The following is a 20,856-nucleotide window of genomic DNA, read 5'->3' on the forward strand; positions in this document are numbered from 1 at the left end:
TTTTATGCCACAGTATTTGAGGAATAAACACAAGACCTAGTGGTTTTAAAATTAATTGAACACAAGATACGGGAAAATTTAGGGTAGATCAATATTGACATTTAGCTAAATATTTTTCTTAAGTTCTGCTTTAATCCTTGTAAAAATATCGCTATTTTTATTGATTTTTGTATAAGCCTTATCAGGCAAGGCATAGCATAACAAAGTCCAAAGAAACTGCTTATAGATAACACTGTGGATAACTAAAAACTGCTGAATCAAGCAGTCATATTTTGTCCATGTGAGAGTTGTGTAAAGTGCAAATCAGATCCAAACCCCTGTTTCAAGCAAGACTGGACAAAAAGTGCCCGATAAAATATTACAAAATGCTATTTTGATGTATCAGTTTGGTGAACGCTATCTTGTTTACAATGTAAACGTGTGTATATTGCAAGCATATTAAAAACGTATCTATTGGATTTCAAAAGGATACGCCTATAGCGTAGATCCACCAAATAAGGGGCAATACATGAGCCAAGAAGAAAAGTTACCCAAGATTTTAATTGTTGAAGATGACGAGCGTCTTGCTCGTTTAACGCAAGAGTACCTCATTCGTAACGGACTTGAGGTCGGGGTAGAACCGGATGGTAATCGTGCCATTCGTCGGATTATTGCCGAGCAACCAGATATGGTGGTTCTGGATGTAATGTTGCCTGGTGCTGATGGCTTGACTATTTGTCGTGAAGTGCGCCCACATTATCATCAACCGATTTTGATGCTGACTGCACGTACCGAAGACATGGATCAGGTTCTGGGTCTGGAAATGGGTGCAGATGATTATGTTGCTAAACCGGTACAGCCACGTGTATTGCTGGCGCGTATCCGTGCCTTGCTGCGTCGTACTGACAAGGTGCCTGAAGATGAAGTTGCGCAGCGTATCGAGTTTGATGATCTGGTGATTGATAATGGTGGCCGTTCGGTGACCTTAAATGGGGATCTGGTTGATTTTACCAGTGCAGAATATGACCTGCTGTGGTTATTGGCTTCAAATGCCGGCCGTATTCTTTCTCGTGAAGATATTTTCGAGCGTTTACGTGGCATCGAATATGACGGACAAGACCGTTCAATCGATGTGCGTATTTCGCGTATCCGTCCAAAAATTGGTGACGATCCAGAAAATCCGAAACGTATTAAGACAGTACGTAGTAAAGGTTATCTCTTCGTTAAAGAAACCAATGGTCTTTAAGCAGATGTAGTTTTTGCTTGAACAAACAGGATAAATTATAGGTGTTTAAGCACAGTATATTTTTGCGTATATACGCCGGACTCGTCATCCTTGTGGTATTGGTGGCGGTGTTCGGCTACCTGTTGGTACAGATTATCAACTATCAGCGTGCGCAAGAATATCGCGAATCCCTGACTGATGGTATGGCGTATATCATCAGTGAAGGGGTGGCGCGCCAGCCCAATCTCCAGCAAAAAATGGACTGGGTTTCTGATGCTTCCGATTTGCTGGAACTGCCCATCCATTATGTAGAAGCCAGCAAGGTCGATATCACCAGGGCTGAAGGACGCCGCATCGCCAATCGTAAGGCTGTGGTGCGCTGGGATGCCGAATCTGGTATTGCCTATATTGTGGTCGGGCTGCGTGATGACCCGAATCATTATCTTTATATTAAAGCCGACAGTATTACTGAACGGCAGATGAAAGCCTTGCCGGTGTTTATTCTGGACTATCTGGTCTATTATCCAGGTCAGGAAAAAGAATATCTTGCCCGTATTCAGGATCATTTCTCCTATCCGGTTTCTATCGAAAATGTCCAGAACCTGCCTTTGGACTCCGAGCAGATCGGGCGGCTGCGTCTGGATCACAGCATTATTTTATACCGTGACAGTGCCTCGATTCGCGGTACCACGATTTCAATTATTTCTCCGATTCCAGGTTCCACTTCGCAAGTATTGGTGATGGGGCCAGTGCCACTGTTTAACTGGATGCCATTCCAGTTGGCGACCGGTATTACCTTGTTAAGCCTGTTTGTACTGAGTCTCGGGGTTTATGGCCTGCTGGTGCCGATGCAACGCAAGTTGCGTGAAGTCAGCTATGCCTTGAATAAAATGAAAACCGGTAATATGTCATTGCGTCTTCCTGTAGAGGGGAGTGACGAGATGGCAACGCTGGCATCCAGCTTTAACAACATGTCAGATCATATCCAGCGCCTGATTGAAGCGCAGCGCGAGCTGATGCGCGCCGTTTCGCATGAATTGCGTACGCCGGTGGCGCGGATTCGCTTTGGCGTAGAAATGATGGCTGATGAAGATGACTACGATTATCGTCTGCAACAGGTCGAACAGATTGATAAAGATATTGAAGCGCTGAATACCTTGATTGACGAGATCATGACCTATGCCAAACTGGAACAGGGCATGCCGTCGATCGAGTTTGAAAAGGTCAATCTGTTTGAAGTGCTAAATCAGGTCGCCCTGGAAACCGAAGCGCTGAAAACCCAGAAAATCATTGAGCTGCAACCGATGTCTGAAGTAGTGGCAGAAGCGGAGCGCCGTTATCTGCATCGTGTGATTCAGAATCTGGTCGGCAATGCGGTACGTTATTGTGATAACAAGGTATTGCTCAGTGGCGGTCTGGATCAGAATGGCCAGGCTTATGTATGTGTCGAAGATGACGGGCCGGGAATTCCGGAAGTGGATCGTGCCCGGATCTTTGAAGCCTTTGCCCGTCTGGATGACAGTCGTACCCGTGCTTCGGGTGGTTATGGTTTGGGTCTATCCATTGTGAGCCGGATTGCATACTGGTTTGGTGGCAAGATTTATGTAGATCAGAGTCCGACCTTGGGTGGTGCGCGTTTTATTATGAGCTGGCCTGCACAGCGTTATGTGAAGAAGAGCAAGCGTAAATCGATAGAAAAGGCTGAGGAAACCAGTGATCATTCAGTCTAGGCTGGTGTGATGACTTTTAGTTATAAAAAAAACGATGCATTGGCATCGTTTTTTTCTGGGAAAAATTTTATTCCTGAATGGTAGCGTCTGGTTCAATCAGGGGTTTACCTTCTTTTAAGCTATGCAGGGCTTCAGGGTTGAAGTCAATCAGCAGCTTGGTATTTTTTGCATCGATGCTATAGCGCTGGATCAGTTTCTGGTCACCGGATAAAGTTTCTACTTTATATTCATCGGCAATATTCATAATGCCGTCCAGGTTAATGCTGGAAGAGGCATGATCTTCTTGAAACAGCGCATGAATATCACGTAAATCAAAAGCCGCCTGACTTGTATCCGGGTGTTTCTGCACATGAGTTTGTATGTGTCGAACAAGCAGTTGAGCAAATAAAAAATAATTCGGCTTATGGGAAAAACGTAGAGACATGCAAGGACTCCTTATTGTTACTTTATTAATGTCATTATGTGGCTTAGAAATACAAATAACATATTCTGAATCAGTCTGTTGAGTGTGTTGCAAAAAGACACAATTGATTGTCTGAAATTAAACTGGGATTAAAGTGCATGAGATGGTAACTAAATATAAAAACTCATGCTGGATATCCAATCAAATCAAAAGCTTTATGCCTAAAAACTGTCGCTAGAACAGGCTTTTGTCTGATTTGGCTTTGATTTGCGGACGAAAGCGTCTATATCTGAACAGTAAGCTACAGAAAATAATGCTCAGAGATGGGTGTGCAGACTGGGAGGGCTGTTTATAGAAAAATTAATAGAAAATTAAAATGTAATTCAATAAAACGATCAAATCGGATTTTGCGAGATTAAAATTAAATTAAATGCTGATATGCCTAAAAAATCATCCCAAAGACTAAGGCTTATAAACTAGCAAGTGAAATCAGAAATCAGGTACAATTGGCGGGATTAATTTTGTGTTTGGTGTATTTGAAGGCCAATACATACATTCTTTGTTAACAAATAGGCCTGCCAGGAGTTATCCCCGCATGAGTGCTATTACTCCATACGAATGGGCAATTATTGCCTTCGTGATCGGCGTTACATTTTTATGCGTCTTTATGCTGACCGTCCCGTTACTCCTTGGGGGTAAATCATGGGGCCGTGCCAAGCAGGAGCAGTTTGAGTCAGGTGTTGTTGGTGCAGGTGGTGCTCGTATCCGCTTGTCTGCAAAATTCTATTTAGTTGCAATTTTCTTCGTGGTGTTTGATTTAGAAGCACTTTATCTATATGCATGGGCGGTTTCTGTTCGTGAAGTAGGTTGGATTGGTTTTGCAGCTGCAGCTATCTTTATTTTAGTTTTACTTGTTGGTTTGGTTTACGAATTATCCACAGGCGCACTCAATTGGGCACCTTCAGACAGACGTAAGGCCGCAGGAATTAAAGCTAAGATTGGTTCGCCAAATATGGATCTAGCAGAAATTACGCGCTTTAACTCAATTGAAGAATTGGTAATCGACCCTACAGGTCAAATCCCAGCTCAATCCTCTGGTCGTGTGAAAAGCTCACCGGCTAAATCATCTGATAAGGAGTAAGACGGGATGAAATATACATTAACCCGTGCGAATCCGGATGCTGATCAATATCCACTTCAAGAACGTATCCTTGTAGAAGATCCGTTGCTAGAAGAAGAAGTGAATAAAAATGTATTCATGACTCGTTTAGAGGATGTGGTACATACAGCAGTCAACTGGGGTCGTAAAAACTCAGTTTGGCCGTTTAACTTCGGTACATCATGTTGTTATGTGGAATATGCGACGACCTTAACCGGCGTGCATGACTTGTCGCGTTTTGGTGCCGAGGTTATTCGTGCTTCACCGCGTCAGGCAGATTTAATGATTGTGGCGGGTACCTGCTTTGTAAAAATGGCACCAGTAATTCAACGTTTGTATGAACAGATGCTTGAACCGAAATGGGTCATTTCCATGGGTGCATGTGCCAACTCAGGTGGTATGTACGACATTTATTCAGTGGTACAGGGTGTGGATAAAATCATTCCTGTCGATGTGTATATTCCAGGCTGTCCACCACGTCCTGAAGCTTTGATTCAGGCATTAATGCTGTTGCAAGACCAGATTCAACTCGAGCGTCGTCCGCTTTCTGCGGTGATCGGTGATGATCTTAAGCCAGTGTATAAGCCAAAGATGATGCCGGAACGTGACCGTAAGAAAGATCAGCGTGTTGCTGTGAAGAACTTGCGCTCGATGGATGAAATTAAATAATTTAAACGACTGGTCTTTTTTGCTGCACCCGCTATGGGTGTAATTGTCGTTTAGGTTGACTGAATTTGTATTAAATAGGAAGCCAAGCCAATGGCTGAAACTGACATTGCTATGCCAGAATCAACTCCAGTTGATTCACGCCCAGCATTTGCGATCATTGAAGAACTCAAAACCAAATTTGGTGAGAACTTCTATGTGCAAACGACTTTCGAGGATTTCCCGACAGTCTGGGTTGAGCGCGCACGTGTACAAGACGTTTTAATGTTCTTGCGTACAGTGTCACGTCCTTACGTGATGTTGTTCGACCTGTCTGCGGTAGATGAGCGTCTACGTACCCACCGCGACGGTTTACCTGCGTCTGACTTCACAGTGTTCTATCACTTGTTGTCGCTCGAGCGTAATACTGACATTCGTATTAAAGTTGCTTTAGCTGAAAGTGATCTGAATCTTCCGACGGCAACCAACATCTGGCCAAATGCCAACTGGTACGAACGTGAAGCTTACGATATGTTCGGGATCAATTTCGAAGGGCATCCAATGCTCCGTCGTATCTTGTTACCGACCTATTGGGAAGGTCATCCGCTGCGTAAAGAATATTCTGCACGTGCGACCGAATATACACCGTATTTGCAAGACAAGGCCAAGCAGGACTACGAACAGGAACATCTTCGTTTCGTGCCTGAAGATTGGGGTATGAAGCGCGGTAATGCCGATGAAGACTTCATGTTCCTGAACTTGGGTCCTAACCATCCATCTGCGCACGGTGCATTCCGTGTGATCTTGCAGCTGGACGGTGAAGAAGTGAAAGACTGTGTGCCTGATATCGGCTATCACCACCGTGGTGTGGAAAAGATGGCTGAACGTCAGACCTGGCATTCATTCATTCCGTATACCGACCGTGTCGACTACTTGGGTGGTTGTGCGCAAAACATGCCTTATGTGATGGGCGTGGAGCAAATGGCTGGTATTACTGTGCCGGACCGTGCGCAATGTATCCGTGTGATGATGTCGGAACTGTTCCGGATCAATAACCACTTGCTGTTTATCGGTACTGCAATTCAGGATGCCGGTGGTATGACGCCTGTATTCTATATGTTCGCTGACCGTCAAAAAATCTATGACGCGATCGAAGCGATCACCGGTTACCGTATGCACCCGGCTTGGTTCCGTATCGGTGGTACAGCGCATGACCTGCCAAACAACTGGCAGCACCTGATTCGCGAAATCCTTGAATGGATGCCGAAACGTATGAATGAATACTACACGGCTGCTTTACGCAACTCGGTATTCATGGGTCGTACTCAAGGTGTCGCGCAATATGATGCGAAATCTGCATTGGCATGGGGTGTGACAGGTACAGGTCTGCGTGCAACAGGTATTGATTTTGACGTACGTAAATATCGTCCGTACAGCGGTTATGAAAACTACGACTTCGAAGTTCCTTTAGAGTACGAAGGCGATGCTTATGCACGTGTCATGGTGCATTTCCGTGAAATCGAAGAATCACTGAAAATTGTCAAGCAGTGTCTAGACAACATGCCGTCTGGTGCCTATAAAGCAGACCATCCACTGGCTGTTCCACCACCAAAAGACAAGACATTACAAGATATTGAAACCTTAATTACGCACTTCCTGAGCGTATCTTGGGGTCCTGTAATGCCGGCGGGTGAAGCATCTGTGATGGCGGAAGTGGTGAAAGGTGCATCGAACTACTACTTGACTTCAGACAAGTCGACCATGAGTTACCGTACCCGTATTCGTACACCAACCTTCACGCATTTACAGCAAATGCCTTCTGTGATTAACGGCAGCTTAATGTCGGATTTAATCATTTATTTAGCGACCATTGACGTCGTAATGGCTGACGTGGATCGCTAAGGGGTAAACGCATTATGATGATTTTGACTGATAAAAAGCCACGTGTGAATGTTGAAGGAATTTTGACTGCGGACGAAATTCACGATATCGAACATCACATGGGTCATTATCCGTACCCACGTGCAGCGTGTCTGGATGCGCTGAAGTGTGTACAACGCCGTAATGGCTGGGTAGATGATGCGCAAATGAATGCCATCGCACAAATGCTGAGCATGAGTGTTGCAGACCTGGAAGGCGTTGCAACCTTCTATAACCGTATTTATCGTCAGCCGGTCGGTCGTCACGTGATTTTGTTATGTGATTCGATTGCCTGCTTCCTGATGGGTGCGGAAACTCTGGCAGAAGCATTCCAGCGTGAATTGGGCATTCAGTTTGGTCAAACGACTGCAGATGGTCGTTTTACCTTGCTGCCAATTTGCTGCCTGGGCAACTGTGACAAAGGTCCAACCTTAATGATTGATGAAGACACGCACGGTCTGGTTGAAGTGACTTCGGTGAAACAGCTGTTGGAGAAGTATGTATGAATACTGAACCAAAACCAATTTATGGCGACGGTAACCCGGAAACGCATCCATTGACTTGGCGTTTAAGCAAGCAGGCCAATGTTCGTAATGCAGATGATTACGAAGCGCTGGAAGGCTATGCAGGCTTTAAAAAAGCCTTGTCGATGTCGCCTAAAGATGTATTGGACGTGGTTAAGGCAGCGACTGTAAAAGGTCGTGGTGGTGCAGGCTTCCCGGCAGGCATCAAGTGGTCGCTTATGGCGCCAAATGACAACTCAGGTCCACGTTACCTGATTTGTAATGCCGATGAGATGGAACCAGGTACGTTCAAAGACCGTCTGTTGATGGAAGACCTTCCGCATCAGTTGATCGAAGGCATGCTGATTGCAGGCTATACGCTGGAAGCAACCCATGGTTATATCTTTATCCGTGGCGAGTACATCGAAGCTGCAAAATACCTCAATGAAGCGCTTGAGCAAGTTCGTGCCAAAGGCTACCTGGGTGACAACATCCTGGGTACCGGCTGGAACTTCGAGTTGCACGTGCATACCGGTGCGGGCCGTTATATCTGTGGTGAAGAAACTGCATTGATTAACTCGCTTGAAGGTCGCCGTGCCAACCCACGTACCAAACCGCCATTCCCGCAGGTTGCAGGTGCTTGGGGTCGTCCTACCATTGTCAACAACGTAGAGACCTACAATAACTTGCCAGCAATCATGCTGCGTGGCCCTGAATGGTATATCGGCTTATCTGCGGGTAAATCGAAAGATCCAGGCACCAAAATTTATGGTGCTTCAGGCAAGGTGAAATTCCCGGGTCTTTGGGAGCTTCCATTCGGTACCACAGCGCGTGAAGTGATTGAAGAACATGCGGGTGGTATGCGTGACGGCTTGAAACTGAAAGCTTGGTTACCGGGTGGTGCATCAACTGACTTCCTGGCGGCTGAACATATCGATCTTCCGATGGATGCGGAAAGCATCATGAAAGCAGGTTCTCGTCTAGGGACTTGTTTATTGATGGTGGTTGATGAAACTCAATGTATGGTTTCAGCAACGCGTAACCTTGAAGAATTCTTTGCACGCGAATCATGTGGTTTCTGTACACCTTGCCGTGATGGCTTGCCTTGGGCTGTGAAAGCGTTAAAAGCGCTGGAAAATGGCACAGGTAAACAGGAAGATATCGATCACTTACAAGAACTGACGCGTAAGCTTTGGATCGGTAAGACTTTCTGTGCCCACGCACCGGGTGCAATGGAACCGTTAATGGGCGCACTCAAACATTTCCGTGGCGAATTTGAAGCGAAGGTAGTCAATGCCGCAGCTCAAGTTAGCTCCGTAGAACAAGCTTAAGGAATTCGACTATGGCTACAATTCATGTCGATGGCAAATCGTATGAAGTCAACGGCTCGGAAAACTTGCTACAAGCATGTTTGAGTCTTGGCATTGATATCCCATACTTTTGTTGGCATCCGTCCTTAGGTTCTGTCGGTTCTTGCCGTCAATGTGCCGTGACTCAATACGCGAATCCGGAAGATACCCGTGGTCGTTTGGTCATGTCATGTATGACGCCTGCTGCTGACAATACCTACATCTCGATTGAAGACAAAGAAGCAAAAGATTTCCGTGCTTCGATTGTTGAATTCTTGATGACCAACCACCCGCACGACTGTCCAGTCTGTGAAGAAGGTGGTCACTGTCATTTACAAGATATGACGGTGATGACGCAGCATGACCGTCGTCGTTACCGTTTCACCAAACGTACCCATTACAACCAGGAGCTAGGCTCATTCATTTCCCACGAAATGAACCGTTGTATCGCGTGTTACCGTTGTGTGCGTTATTACAAAGACTACGCAGGTGGTACGGACTTCGGCGTGTATGCCAACGCATCACGTGTCTATTTCGGTCGTCCTGAATCAGGCACTCTAGAATCTGAATTCTCGGGTAACCTGACTGAAGTATGTCCAACAGGCGTATTCACCGATAAAACCCATTCGGCACGTTATAACCGTAAGTGGGACATGCAGTATGCGCCAAGCGTATGCCAAGGCTGTTCTTCAGGTTGTAACATCTCTCCGGGTGAGCGTTATGGCGAACTTCGCCGCGTAGAAAACCGTTTTAATGGTGAAGTGAACCAATACTTCCTGTGCGACAAAGGCCGTTTCGGTACGGGTTATGTCAACCGTGAAGACCGTCCGCGTCAACCACAATTCCGTAAAGGTGCAACTGTTGAAACTGTTTCAGTGGATACAGCGCTTGATACGGTGATTGCAAATATCCAGGACAAAAAAGTTTTGGGTATCGGTTCACCGCGTGCATCACTTGAATCTAACTTCGCGCTTCGTGAGCTGGTTGGTCAAGAGAACTTCTCAACCGGTCTGTCTCAAAAAGAGCAAAACCTGGTTGAACTTGCAGCTTCAATCATGCAAACCGAGGGTGTTTACAACCCGAACATGCGTGAAATTGAAAGCTATGATGCAGTTCTGATCTTAGGTGAAGACTTAACCCAAACTGCGCCTCGTATGGCTTTATCTGTTCGCCAAGCTGCGAAAAATAAAGGCAAAGAGATGGCAGCGGAACGTCGTACCCAGGAATGGCTGGCTGAGCCGGTGCAACGTATTGCACAAGATGCGAAATCTCCGATTTACATCCTGGCTGCAACACAAACCCGTCTGTCTGATGTTGCCGAAGGCGAAGTGGTTGCTTCTCCAAACGACATCGCACGTTTAGGTTTCGCTGTTGCTGCGGGCGTGAAGGGCGAAGCAATTCTTGGTCTGGATGACGATGCGAAAGCATTTGCACAAACCATTGCCGACACTTTAAAAGCTGCGAAAAAACCACTCATCATCTCGGGTACCAGCTTACAAGATGCATCAATCATGGAAGCTGCTGCACAAGTTGCACAGAATCTGGGTAATGCCGGCCTGACCTTGACTGTTCCTGAAGTGAACTCGATGGGTATGGCGATCTTTGGTGGTCAAAGTTTAGAGCAAGCTTTTGCACAGGATTATGATGCAGTGATCGTGGTTGAAAATGATCTGTATCGTCGTCTACCTGCTGCACAGGTCGATGCTGCACTGGCAGGCAAAGATGTGATCGTACTGGATCACTCTGAAACTGAAACAGTGAAAAAAGCCGACATCGTGCTTTCTGCTGCATCATTTGCTGAAGGTGATGGTACGGTGGTATCGCAAGAAGGCCGTGCACAACGTTTCTACCAAGTGTATGACCCTAGCTACTACAATCCTGAATTGGCGATCAAAGAATCTTGGCGCTGGTTGCACGCTCTGGAAACAGGCGTAAAAGGCAAAGCGATTTCTTGGACATTGCTGGATGATGTAATCGAGTCAGTTGCGAAAAATGTACCTGCACTTGAAGGCATTCTGGATGTTGCACCTGATGCGGGCTTCCGTGTCCATGGCTTGAAAGTGGCACGTGAACCACGTCGTTACTCAGGTCGTACTTCGATGCGTGCGCCATTGTCTGTACATGAGCCAAAACAGCCCGTGGACAAAGACTCTGCATTGACCTTCTCGATGGAAGGTTATGTCGGAAATCAAACACCTTCAGCCCTGGTACCATTTGCATGGTCTGCAGGCTGGAACTCGCCACAGGCCTGGAACAAATTCCAGGACAATGTCGGCGGTTCATTGAAAGGTGGTGATTCAGGCGTACGTTTATTTGACCGTTTGGCAAAACGTCCAGCACGTAGCTTCGTTGCACCGGCACCTGTTCTGGTCAATTCTGAAAGCTTCCGTCTGGTACCAATGCACCATATCTTCGGTTCAGGTGAATTCACTGTCAAAACTCCGGCAATGGAAACACGTATTCCTGAAGCAGTCTTTGCACTGGGTGAACAGGATGCGGCTCGCTTGAATGTTCAAGATGGTCAAACAATGACAGTAAAAGCAGGCGAGACCTCTATCGTTCTTCCTGTACAAGTTATTGAATACTTACCGACAGGTTATATTGGCTACCCAATCGGTCTTGCACCGACGGTATCTCTGGCAGAGCCTGTTTCAGTCGCGGTTGGAGTGTAATTCATGGAACAAGAATTAATCCGTCAAACGCCGTTGTGGGCTGAAAACTGGCCAATCGCCTATTCAGTCATTCAAGCGATCGTGATCTTACTGGTTGTGGTATTGATCGCTGCGTTGATGTCTTTTATTGAACGTCGTTTACTCGGCTTGTGGCAAGACCGTTACGGTCCGAACCGTGTCGGTCCGGGCGGTATGTTCCAGATTGTTGCCGACATGCTGAAAATCATGTTCAAGGAAGACTGGACACCAAAGTTTGCTGACAAACTGACTTTCCGTATGGCACCAGCAGTTGCGATGGCAACTGCTGTGCTGTCGTTCATGGTCATTCCTGTTTCACCTTATCTAGGTGTGGCAGACATGAATATCGGCCTGTTGTTCTTTATGGCAATGGCAGGTATTGCAGTCTACGCAGTCCTGTTCGGTGGCTGGTCATCAAACAACAAATACGCCTTACTCGGCGGTTTACGTTCTGCAGCTCAAACCATTTCTTATGAAGTGTTCCTGGGGATCTCGCTCATGGGTGTGGTGGCAATTGCCGGCTCATTCAACATGCGTGAAATCGTTGAAGCGCAACGTGATGTCTGGTTTGTGATTCCTCAGTTCCTCGGCTTCCTGATTTTTGTGGTTGCGGGTGTTGCGGTGACGCATCGTCATCCATTTGACCAACCAGAAGCAGAGCAAGAACTGGCAGAAGGCTACCATGTCGAATACGGCGGTATGAAGTGGGGGATGTTCTTCGTTGCGGAATACGTCAACGTGGTACTGATCTCTGCATTGATCGTGACTTTATTCTTCGGTGGCTGGCTTGCGCCATTCAACCTTGATATTCCGTTCCTTCCAGCAGCATTCTGGTTCATTATCAAAACAGCATTCTTTGTAATGATGTTTGTACTGGCGCGTGGTTCACTCATGCGTCCACGTTATGACCAGGTGATGAACTTTGGTTGGAAAATTTGCTTGCCATTGGCGTTGGTTAACCTTTTGGTGACTGGTGCTGTGATTCTGATGAATCAGGCCTAAGACAGCAGGGAGAACAAAATGTTTAAATTTCTAGCTGGATTCGGGTCAATCGTGCGTTCGTTGTGGATGGTGTTCAGCCACGCAACACGTAAACGTGACACCATTTTATATCCGGAAGTGCCGGCCGAAGAAATCGTGCCACCACGTTTCCGTGGTCGTATCGTGTTGACGCGTGACCCTGATGGCGAAGAGCGTTGTGTGGCATGTAACCTGTGTGCGGTTGCCTGTCCGGTAGGCTGTATTTCATTACAAAAAGCAGAACGTGAAGATGGTCGCTGGTATCCGGAGTTTTTCCGTATCAACTTCTCGCGTTGTATTTTCTGCGGTATGTGTGAAGAAGCATGTCCAACGACAGCAATTCAAATGACCCCGGATTTCGAACTTGGTGAATATGTTCGTCAAGACCTGGTCTATGAAAAAGAACACCTGCTGATTTCTGGTCCTGGTAAATACCCTGACTATAACTTCTACCGTATAACCGGTATGGCAGTTGCAGGCAAGGACAAAGGTCAAGCACAGCGTGAAAGTGCACCTGTTGATGTACGGAGTCTATTACCATGATGTGGCCATTTTATTTAATGGCCCTTGTGGCCATTGTCTCTACGGTACGCGTGGTGACTAACGCGAACCCGGTACATGCTTTATTAAGCCTGATCGTATCCTTGCTTGCAGTGGCAGGTATGTTCCTGATCGTGGGTGCGCCATTTGCGGGTGCGCTGGAAGTGATTGTTTATGCTGGCGCGATCATGGTGTTATTCGTGTTCGTGGTGATGATGCTGAACCTGGGTGAGCATACGGTTGAACAGGAACGTAAATGGTTGACTTCATCGGCATGGGCTTACCCGGCGCTGATGAGCTTCCTGATCGGTCTGGTGCTGGTATGGGTATTAAACTCGGATTACACACAGCCTTCACTGGTGATGGGTACAGAAATGGTGGGCCCGAAAGCAGTGGGTCAAGCACTCTTTACGCAATACTTGTTGTTGGTTGAAGTTGCCGCGATGTTATTGCTTGCTGCCTTGGTAGCTGCATTTCATTTGGGTAAACGTGAACCAGATGCAGAAGAGGAAAAAGAATAATGGGCAACATCCCTTTAGAGCATGGTTTGATCGTTGCATCTATTCTCTTTGCACTGGGTTTTTACGGTGTAATGGTGCGACGCAACCTACTATTTATTTTAATGAGCCTTGAAATCATGATGAATGCTGCTGCTTTGGCATTCGTCCTGGCGGGCAGTGCATGGGCACAGCCAGATGGTCAGATCATGTTTATCCTGATTTTGACACTTGCTGCGGCAGAGGCTTGTATTGGTCTTGCGATCGTCCTTCAGTTCTATCATCGCTTCCATCACCTGGATGTGGATGCTGCTAGTGAGATGCGCGGATGAGTTATTTATATCTAACAATTTTATTTCCGCTCATTGGTTTTGTCCTGTTAGCGGCGGGGCGCAACAAGCTGCCTGAGTCAGTTGCAGCCATTATTGGTGTCGGTGCAGTGGGTCTATCTGCACTGTTTGCACTGATTGCAGGCCTGGACTTTGTGAATAATGGCTCACAAGCCACTGTTCAACATCTCTGGACCTGGTTCAGTGTTGGCGGTTTTGCACCGGGTATCAGCTTGCAGCTTGATGGTTTGTCTTTACTGATGCTGGGCATGGTCACAGGCGTGGGTTTCTTGATTCACATCTTTGCCTCATGGTACATGCGCGGTGAAGAAGACTTTGCACGTTTCTTCTCTTACTTCAACCTGTTCGTTGCAAGCATGTTGCTTCTCGTTCTGGGTGACAACCTGGCGTTGTTATTCTTGGGTTGGGAAGGTGTAGGTCTGTGTTCATACCTGCTGATCGGTTATTACTACCAGAACCCTGCAAATGGTCTGGCAGCAATCAAGGCATTTACCGTTACCCGTATTGGTGACGTATTCCTGCTGATTGCCATGTTCCTGATCTTCCAGCAATTCGGTACCTTGAACATTCAGTACATCGTTGAAAATGCAGCGACTGTAATGACACAAAGTTCTTCATTGACCATCTGGACAGCATTGCTCCTGTTCTTGGGTGCGGCAGGTAAATCTGCACAGATCCCATTACAAACATGGTTGGCCGATGCGATGGCAGGTCCAACACCTGTTTCTGCATTGATCCACGCTGCGACCATGGTAACCGCGGGTGTTTACCTGTGCTGCCGTCTGTTCGCAGTCTTTGAACTTGCACCAGAAGTGATGGTATTCATTTCAATCACAGGTGCGGTGACCTTGCTTGTTGCTGGTTTTGCAGCACTGGTTCAAACCGACATCAAACGTATTCTAGCTTACTCAACCATGAGTCAGCTCGGTTATATGTTTATGGCAGTTGGTGCTGAAGCATACCAGGCCGGTCTGTTCCACATGCTGACTCACGCATTCTTCAAGGCGCTCTTGTTCTTGTCGTCTGGTGCGGTAATTCTGGCTTACCATCATGAACAGAATATCTTCAAGATGGGCGGTTTGTTCTACAAGAACAAATTCCTGTTTGCATGTTTCGCGATTGGTGGCGGTGCCTTGGCAGCGATTCCATTCCTGACCATTGGTTTCTTCTCAAAAGATGCAATTCTTGCTGCAGTCTGGACGCAAAGTCATATTGCTGGTTTACCAGTGTATAACACGCTGTACTGGGTCGGTGTTGCAGGTGCTTTCTTAACTTCGATTTATACATTCCGTTTAATCTGGGTGGTATTCTTCGGCAAGGAAAACACGCCTTATCATGAAATCAAAGGTGCAACTTACTGGGGCCCATTAGCGATTCTTGCAGTCCTTTCAACAGGTCTGGCAATCGTACTGAAAGCACCAGTGATGAGCATTCTGGATGCAGCCCAAATTCCAGCCTTCATTATTCCTGAAGCGCTTGAAGCGGGTGCACATGGTGCTGAATACATCGCCATTGCTGTTGCATTGACGGGTCTTGTGGTTGGTGTAGTGCTGTTCGCTTTTGCTTACAATGCAGTCAAACGTTTTGCTGCCACTTCTGTGGGTGCTGGTCTGGTCAATATCTGCCGGAATGCATTAGGTTTCGACAAGCTATACGACCTTATTTTCGTGAAGCCATATTTGCTGTTCGCTAAACTGTTCGGTCGTGATCCAATTGATGGTCTATGGCTGGTACTTCCTGCACTGGTCAAAAGTGGTCACAGCTTTACAAGTTCACGTCAAACCGGTTCATTGCGTGAATATGCATCTAGTATGGGGCTCGGTGTCGTTGTCCTACTGATGATCTTGATCGTGATTCAGGTCGTGGGGAAATAAAATGGAAGCTCCAAACAATATTATTTTGCCGGCTCTGATCCTCATTCCGTTCATTGCAGGTTTCATATGCTGGTTGGTCGATAAACTCGACCAACACTTGCCGCGTTATATCGCGCTGATCGGTATGCTGGTGACTTTGGTTTTGACCATCGTCCTTTGGCAGACTGGTACCTATAACTATGAATTGGGCGCTGCGACACCTTCGTGGGCTGCCGAATTCAAACTGCCTTGGATTCAAACCCTGGGCATTAACATTCACCTTGCCGTGGATGGTTTATCTCTGCTTATGGTTGGCTTGACTGCACTCCTTGGTGTGCTGGCAGTAGGCTGTTCATGGGGCGAGATTCAAAAGAACGTTGGTTTCTTCCACCTCAACCTTTTATGGTCTCTGGGTGGTGTCATCGGTGTATTCCTGGCGATTGACCTGTTCCTGTTCTTCTTCTTCTGGGAGATGATGCTGGTGCCGATCTACTTCCTGATTGCTCTTTGGGGTCATAAAGGGGCAGAAGGCAAGTCACGTGTTTATGCAGCAAACAAGTTCTTCATTTACACGCAGGTTGCTGGTCTGGTGATGCTGATTGGTATCTTGGGTCTGGTGACTGTTGGCTATAGCATGACCGGCGAAATCCGTTTCGACTACAACTATTTATTAGGTGTGGCGAATACGCTTGACGCTCAGGCTCCAGCGGTTGCTTATGCATTCATGATCTGTTTATTCATCGGTTTTGCGGTAAAACTTCCAGTTTTCCCATTACACGGCTGGTTACCAGATGCACATGCGCAAGCACCAACGGCGGGTTCTGTTGACCTTGCAGGTATCTTGATCAAGACTGCGGCGTACGGTTTATTGCGTTTTGTGATTCCGTTTTTTCCGGCAGCATCTGCGCAGTTTGCAGATATCGCGATCATTCTTGGTCTAATCGGTATCTTCTACGGTGCTTGGTGTGCTTTCCAGCAAACCGACATGAAACGCTTACTTGCGTACACATCTATTTCCCACATGGGCTTTGTTCTACTTGCGATTTACGCAGGTAACATTCTGACCTTCCAGGGTCTGATGATCATGATGCTGGCACATGGTATTTCATCTGCTGCACTGTTCATTATGTGTGGTCAGGTATATGAGCGTGTACATACACGTGACATGCGTTTGATGGGTGGTATGCGTGGTCAGTTCCCGTATCTTGCATTCTTCCTGATGTTCTTTGTTGCGGCGCTTGTAGGTATTCCGGGTCTGGGTAACTTCATTGGTGAGTTCCTGATCCTGATGGGTGCTTATGCACAATTCCCGGCGTTTACCATTCTTGCGGCAATCAGTCTGGTCTTTGCAGGTCTGTACGGTCTGATCCTGATTCACAAAGCCCTGTTTGGTGTGCCAAATGAAGCGCAACAGCAGCACTATACAAATCCGTTAAAAGATCTGAATGCACGTGAAATCGCATTATTGTTGATCTGTGCGTTTGGTCTACTTTGGCTTGGTCTATACCCACAAAGCTTCCTTGATGTGTCTAACTCAAGCATGGCGTGGTTAGCGAATAGCTACATTCCAGTTCAAGAAGTAGTTGAAGTTGCTGATCAAGTAACGACTCAACTTGAAAATGTGGAGATCCGATAAGCCATGAACTTCACAATGTCTTTTTCTGAGCTTATGCCGCTCGCACCTGTGATGATCGTGTCGTTAACTGCGATCGTGGTGATGTTGCTGACTGCAATCAAGCGTAACCATAATCTTGTTGCGACGACGACTGTTATTGGTCTGAACTTAGCAGCGTTCTATATCATTTTCGTACTGTTGGCGGGCGTATTTGCACCTGCCAATGTGATGAATCTGTTCATCGTAGATCCATTTACGATGCTGTACCAGTTTGTGATCCTGATTGCTGCACTTGCTTGTAGCACCTTGTCACATGCCTATATCGAAACTTATAAAGATAACCGTGAAGAGCTGTACATCTTGATGTTGATATCCGTTGCGGGTGCAATGTTAATGGTGGCAAGCTCGCACTATGCGTCATTCTTTATTAGCCTTGAGTTGATGTCGATTCCTGTATACGGCCTGTTGGCATATACACATCAGCGCTCTCAATCGCTTGAAGCGGGTGTAAAGTACCTGGTTCTTTCAGCAACGGCATCTGCCATGCTGCTGATGGGTATGGCCTATATTTATGCCTACACCGGTACTTTAAGTTTCGTTGCAGAACCGGGCAAACTGTTTACTGTATTCAGTCAACCGGCTGTGGTGATTGGTCTGGCGTTAATCGTATTTGCTGTGGCATTTAAATTATCGCTGGCACCATTCCACAAATGGACACCAGATGTTTACGCAGGTGCACCAGCACCAATCGCGACTTTCCTTGCGACAGTAGCGAAAGTGGCGATGATTGGTCTGTTTGTTCGTTATGCCTTGTCTTCAGGCCTAATCCTGGCAGACAGCTTCGTAACGATCATTTCGATTATTGCAGTTCTGTCGATTATTGCAGGTAACTTGCTGGCGGTTCGTCAGGTCAACCTGAAACGTATCCTGGCATACTCTTCAATTGCACACTTTGGTTATTTGCTGGTGGCGATCGTTAGTGCACGTAATACTGATTTCTTACAGGTTCAAGGTTTCGCGACTTTTGAAAGTGTAAACGTCTACGTGATTACTTATGTATTAACCACGATCGGTGCATTCGGTGTGGTGACGCTGATGTCGAGTCCGTATAACAATACCGATGAGGCAGGTAGTCTGGCTGAGTACCGTGGTCTGTTCTGGCGCCGTCCAGTCCTGACTGCTGTATTGACTGTGATGATGCTGTCTCTGGCAGGTATTCCTTTAACTGCTGGCTTTATCGGTAAGTTCCTGGTGATTAAAACTGCAGTGGCAGGCGAAGCCTGGTTCCTGACTGCAATGGTGATCCTGGGTTCAGGTATTGGTTTGTACTACTACCTGCGTGTGATGGTTGTGTTATACATGACACCGCCTGAAACACCACGCCTGGATGCGGTTAATCACTGGGGTCAAAAAGTGGGTGGTATCATGGTGCTTCTTGCTGCACTTGCGGTACTGGTGATTGGTGTCTATCCAGATCCAGTGATTGCGGTGTCTAAATATGCATTCTTTGCCATGTCACCTGAATTACAGCAATTCATTTTCACTTTGGTGCAAAGTGGTTTTAACTAATATCTGCATAGATTGATGTTATTACAAAAAAGCCTCCATGATTGGGGGCTTTTTTATTTATACAAATCAATAAAAGCCTTTATAATAGCGGAGATTTATTTTTAACCTTTTAGGTGTTCTCCCGTGGCAATCCATGAAATTCGTCATCCGCTCATCCGACATAAGCTCGGTTTACTCCGCCGTGCAGATATCAGTACCAAGAACTTTCGTGAGTTAGCACAAGAAGTCACCATGCTGCTGACTTATGAAGCCACTAAAGACCTGCCAATGGTCGAGCATGATATTGATGGCTGGAATGGTGCGGTAAAGGTTGACCGTATTGCGGGTAAAAAAATCACGGTTGTACCGATTCTGCGTGCCGGTATTGGCATGCTGGACGGTTTCCTGAATCTGATTCCAAGTGCCAAAGTATCTGTCCTTGGTTTAGAGCGTGATGAAGAAACCCTGGAAGCACGTACATATTATAAAAAGCTGGTTCCAGACGTACAGAACCGTATTGCAATGATCATTGATCCAATGCTGGCGACCGGTTCTTCTCTGGTGGCTGCGATTGATGTACTCAAAGCCAGTGGTTGTAAAGATATTCGGGTCATGGTGCTGGTGGCTGCGCCGGAAGGCATTAAGCGCGTAGAAGCAGCACATCCTGACGTGATCATGTTCACGGCGTCAATCGACGACGGTTTAAATGAACATGGTTATATCGTTCCGGGTCTGGGCGATGCGGGCGATAAAATCTTTGGTTCGGTTCAAAAAGACTAATTTTTTGAACAGGACGAAAAAAGGGGCTACTACAGCCTCTTTTTTATATAATGTAGATCGGGCATTTTCAGCATAGGACAACAGCATGAAAGATGAATTATATCAGGGCAAAATCAAACAGTATGACCCTGCCAAAGGTTTCGGTTTTATTGGTTCAGCTGAGGGAGATGTCTTTTTCCATATTTCAGACTTTCCAGCGGCAGAAGGTGAGCCAAAACGCAATGAACGCGTGAAATTTAATGTTGTTGAAAATGGCGATAAATACAAAGCCATTAAGATTGAACGTGTTGAGGATACCTCGAAGAAAGCTAAAAAATCCAAGGTCGCTGCACATAACCAGTCAATCACTTCTGCATTACTATCCAATCTTAAACGTTAATCAGGCATGACGCTTGCTAAAAAGAGAGGCCTTCGTGGCCTCTTTATGAATAGGAAAAGTGGTCGGGGTGTTGATCTGGAGCAAGCTTTGTAACCTAAAGTGTGTGCTCCGTTACGCAAACAATAAAACTTCCACCAAAGCCCTACAATATTCTCTATTTGTTCTCATTTAAACTACATTTATTGATTTATAGAGATAAATGTCATGTTTAGGGATGGAAAAATTAAGACTTATGATTCCGAACGTGGTACAGGCACCATTGAGCTCGGAGAGGAAGCGCAGGAGCTAGATTTTAAGCTGCAGGATTTACCTTCACCTGAAATTGAACCTCAAGTTGGAGAACTGCTTAAACTTAGGATTATTCCTCATCAGGGCACAATAAAATGGGACAATCTGGTGCGTCTGGATGTCAAAGTTCAGGATGAGTTTGTAGCAGAAGTCGTGGCATTGCCATCCTTGGCACCGACAATATCTGTACCGGTACAGCGTTCTATACTTTTTAGCCCCACGCTATGGTTGGCATTGGTATCAGCAGTTGGCTTTATGATTTTTGGCGAAGTATAAAATTTAAAAAAGAGAGATTTTAGTTTCTACTTTCAATCCAGCCTTTATCTCATTTTTAATTATAAACAGCACCTCTAGGTGCTTTTTTTTGCTCAGTATGAAAATAA

19 protein-coding genes are annotated in these 20,856 nt (G+C 46.2%); 18 read left to right on the plus strand and 1 reads right to left on the minus strand.

The features are described from left to right. The first annotated feature begins 508 nt into the window (after positions 1–508). Together bfmR and bfmS are read left to right on the plus strand one after the other, a co-directional pair. On the plus strand, positions 509–1,225 hold the full coding sequence (gene bfmR / locus AC3IT7_RS03095; protein WP_004280782.1) for a response regulator transcription factor BfmR: 717 nt from the start codon (positions 509–511) through the stop codon (positions 1,223–1,225). 41 nt (positions 1,226–1,266) lie between these two features. Beyond that, a complete protein-coding gene (gene bfmS / locus AC3IT7_RS03100) occupies positions 1,267–2,934 on the plus strand; it encodes a sensor histidine kinase BfmS (protein ID WP_475653698.1) in 1,668 nt (555 codons plus the stop codon). Between the two features lie 67 nt (positions 2,935–3,001). Here the strand turns inward: bfmS and AC3IT7_RS03105 are convergent, their stop codons facing one another. Then, positions 3,002–3,358, minus strand: coding sequence for a hypothetical protein (locus tag AC3IT7_RS03105; RefSeq protein WP_489249364.1), 357 nt, complete (start codon positions 3,356–3,358; stop codon positions 3,002–3,004). A 574-nt stretch (positions 3,359–3,932) separates the two neighbouring features. Here AC3IT7_RS03105 and ndhC point away from each other — a divergent pair. The 16 genes from ndhC (at position 3,933) to AC3IT7_RS03185 (ending at position 20,749) form a co-directional block, all read left to right on the plus strand. Beyond that, positions 3,933–4,478, plus strand: a complete 546-nt coding sequence (ndhC, locus tag AC3IT7_RS03110; RefSeq protein WP_005265979.1) for an NADH-quinone oxidoreductase subunit A — start codon at positions 3,933–3,935, stop codon at positions 4,476–4,478. Positions 4,479–4,484: 6 nt separating this feature from the next. After that, complete coding sequence (locus AC3IT7_RS03115; RefSeq protein ID WP_005265978.1) at positions 4,485–5,165, plus strand: NuoB/complex I 20 kDa subunit family protein; 681 nt, start codon at positions 4,485–4,487, stop codon at positions 5,163–5,165. A 90-nt stretch (positions 5,166–5,255) separates the two neighbouring features. Beyond that, the gene (gene nuoC / locus AC3IT7_RS03120; protein WP_005265977.1) at positions 5,256–7,043 is read left to right on the plus strand and encodes an NADH-quinone oxidoreductase subunit C/D; all 1,788 of its coding nucleotides are present in this window, start codon (positions 5,256–5,258) and stop codon (positions 7,041–7,043) included. Between the two features lie 14 nt (positions 7,044–7,057). Next, a complete protein-coding gene (gene nuoE, locus AC3IT7_RS03125) occupies positions 7,058–7,567 on the plus strand; it encodes an NADH-quinone oxidoreductase subunit NuoE (RefSeq protein WP_004280775.1) in 510 nt (169 codons plus the stop codon). Next, the gene (nuoF, locus tag AC3IT7_RS03130) at positions 7,564–8,895 is read left to right on the plus strand and encodes an NADH-quinone oxidoreductase subunit NuoF (RefSeq protein WP_489249365.1); all 1,332 of its coding nucleotides are present in this window, start codon (positions 7,564–7,566) and stop codon (positions 8,893–8,895) included. Before nuoE ends, nuoF begins: the two co-directional genes overlap by 4 nt. An 11-nt stretch (positions 8,896–8,906) precedes the next feature. After that, positions 8,907–11,585 carry an NADH-quinone oxidoreductase subunit NuoG gene (gene nuoG / locus AC3IT7_RS03135; protein WP_489249366.1) on the plus strand — a complete coding sequence of 893 codons (2,679 nt, stop codon included), beginning with the start codon at positions 8,907–8,909 and terminating at the stop codon, positions 11,583–11,585. Positions 11,586–11,588: 3 nt separating this feature from the next. Beyond that, positions 11,589–12,605 (plus strand): NADH-quinone oxidoreductase subunit NuoH, encoded by a 1,017-nt coding sequence (nuoH, locus tag AC3IT7_RS03140; protein ID WP_489249367.1) that lies wholly within the window; start codon positions 11,589–11,591, stop codon positions 12,603–12,605. An 18-nt stretch (positions 12,606–12,623) separates the two neighbouring features. After that, positions 12,624–13,166 (plus strand): NADH-quinone oxidoreductase subunit NuoI, encoded by a 543-nt coding sequence (gene nuoI / locus AC3IT7_RS03145; RefSeq protein ID WP_489249368.1) that lies wholly within the window; start codon positions 12,624–12,626, stop codon positions 13,164–13,166. After that, the gene (gene nuoJ / locus AC3IT7_RS03150; RefSeq protein WP_489249969.1) at positions 13,166–13,684 is read left to right on the plus strand and encodes an NADH-quinone oxidoreductase subunit J; all 519 of its coding nucleotides are present in this window, start codon (positions 13,166–13,168) and stop codon (positions 13,682–13,684) included. Before nuoI ends, nuoJ begins: the two co-directional genes overlap by 1 nt. Further along, entirely contained in the window at positions 13,684–13,992 is a 309-nt protein-coding gene (gene nuoK / locus AC3IT7_RS03155) for an NADH-quinone oxidoreductase subunit NuoK (RefSeq protein ID WP_004280769.1), read from the plus strand. Before nuoJ ends, nuoK begins: the two co-directional genes overlap by 1 nt. Then, the gene (nuoL, locus tag AC3IT7_RS03160; protein ID WP_489249369.1) at positions 13,989–15,884 is read left to right on the plus strand and encodes an NADH-quinone oxidoreductase subunit L; all 1,896 of its coding nucleotides are present in this window, start codon (positions 13,989–13,991) and stop codon (positions 15,882–15,884) included. Before nuoK ends, nuoL begins: the two co-directional genes overlap by 4 nt. A gap of 1 nt (position 15,885) precedes the next feature. Next, positions 15,886–17,499 (plus strand): NADH-quinone oxidoreductase subunit M, encoded by a 1,614-nt coding sequence (gene nuoM / locus AC3IT7_RS03165; protein ID WP_489249370.1) that lies wholly within the window; start codon positions 15,886–15,888, stop codon positions 17,497–17,499. Positions 17,500–17,502: 3 nt separating this feature from the next. Beyond that, a complete protein-coding gene (gene nuoN / locus AC3IT7_RS03170) occupies positions 17,503–19,047 on the plus strand; it encodes an NADH-quinone oxidoreductase subunit NuoN (RefSeq protein WP_489249371.1) in 1,545 nt (514 codons plus the stop codon). Positions 19,048–19,170: 123 nt separating this feature from the next. Next, positions 19,171–19,806 (plus strand): uracil phosphoribosyltransferase, encoded by a 636-nt coding sequence (upp, locus tag AC3IT7_RS03175; RefSeq protein ID WP_475654863.1) that lies wholly within the window; start codon positions 19,171–19,173, stop codon positions 19,804–19,806. A gap of 85 nt (positions 19,807–19,891) precedes the next feature. Continuing rightward, positions 19,892–20,185 (plus strand): cold shock domain-containing protein, encoded by a 294-nt coding sequence (locus tag AC3IT7_RS03180; protein ID WP_005097911.1) that lies wholly within the window; start codon positions 19,892–19,894, stop codon positions 20,183–20,185. A gap of 204 nt (positions 20,186–20,389) precedes the next feature. After that, positions 20,390–20,749 carry a hypothetical protein gene (locus tag AC3IT7_RS03185; protein WP_489249372.1) on the plus strand — a complete coding sequence of 120 codons (360 nt, stop codon included), beginning with the start codon at positions 20,390–20,392 and terminating at the stop codon, positions 20,747–20,749. Positions 20,750–20,856 lie beyond the last annotated feature (107 nt).

The organism is Acinetobacter sp. KH_038 (assembly GCF_057839405.1).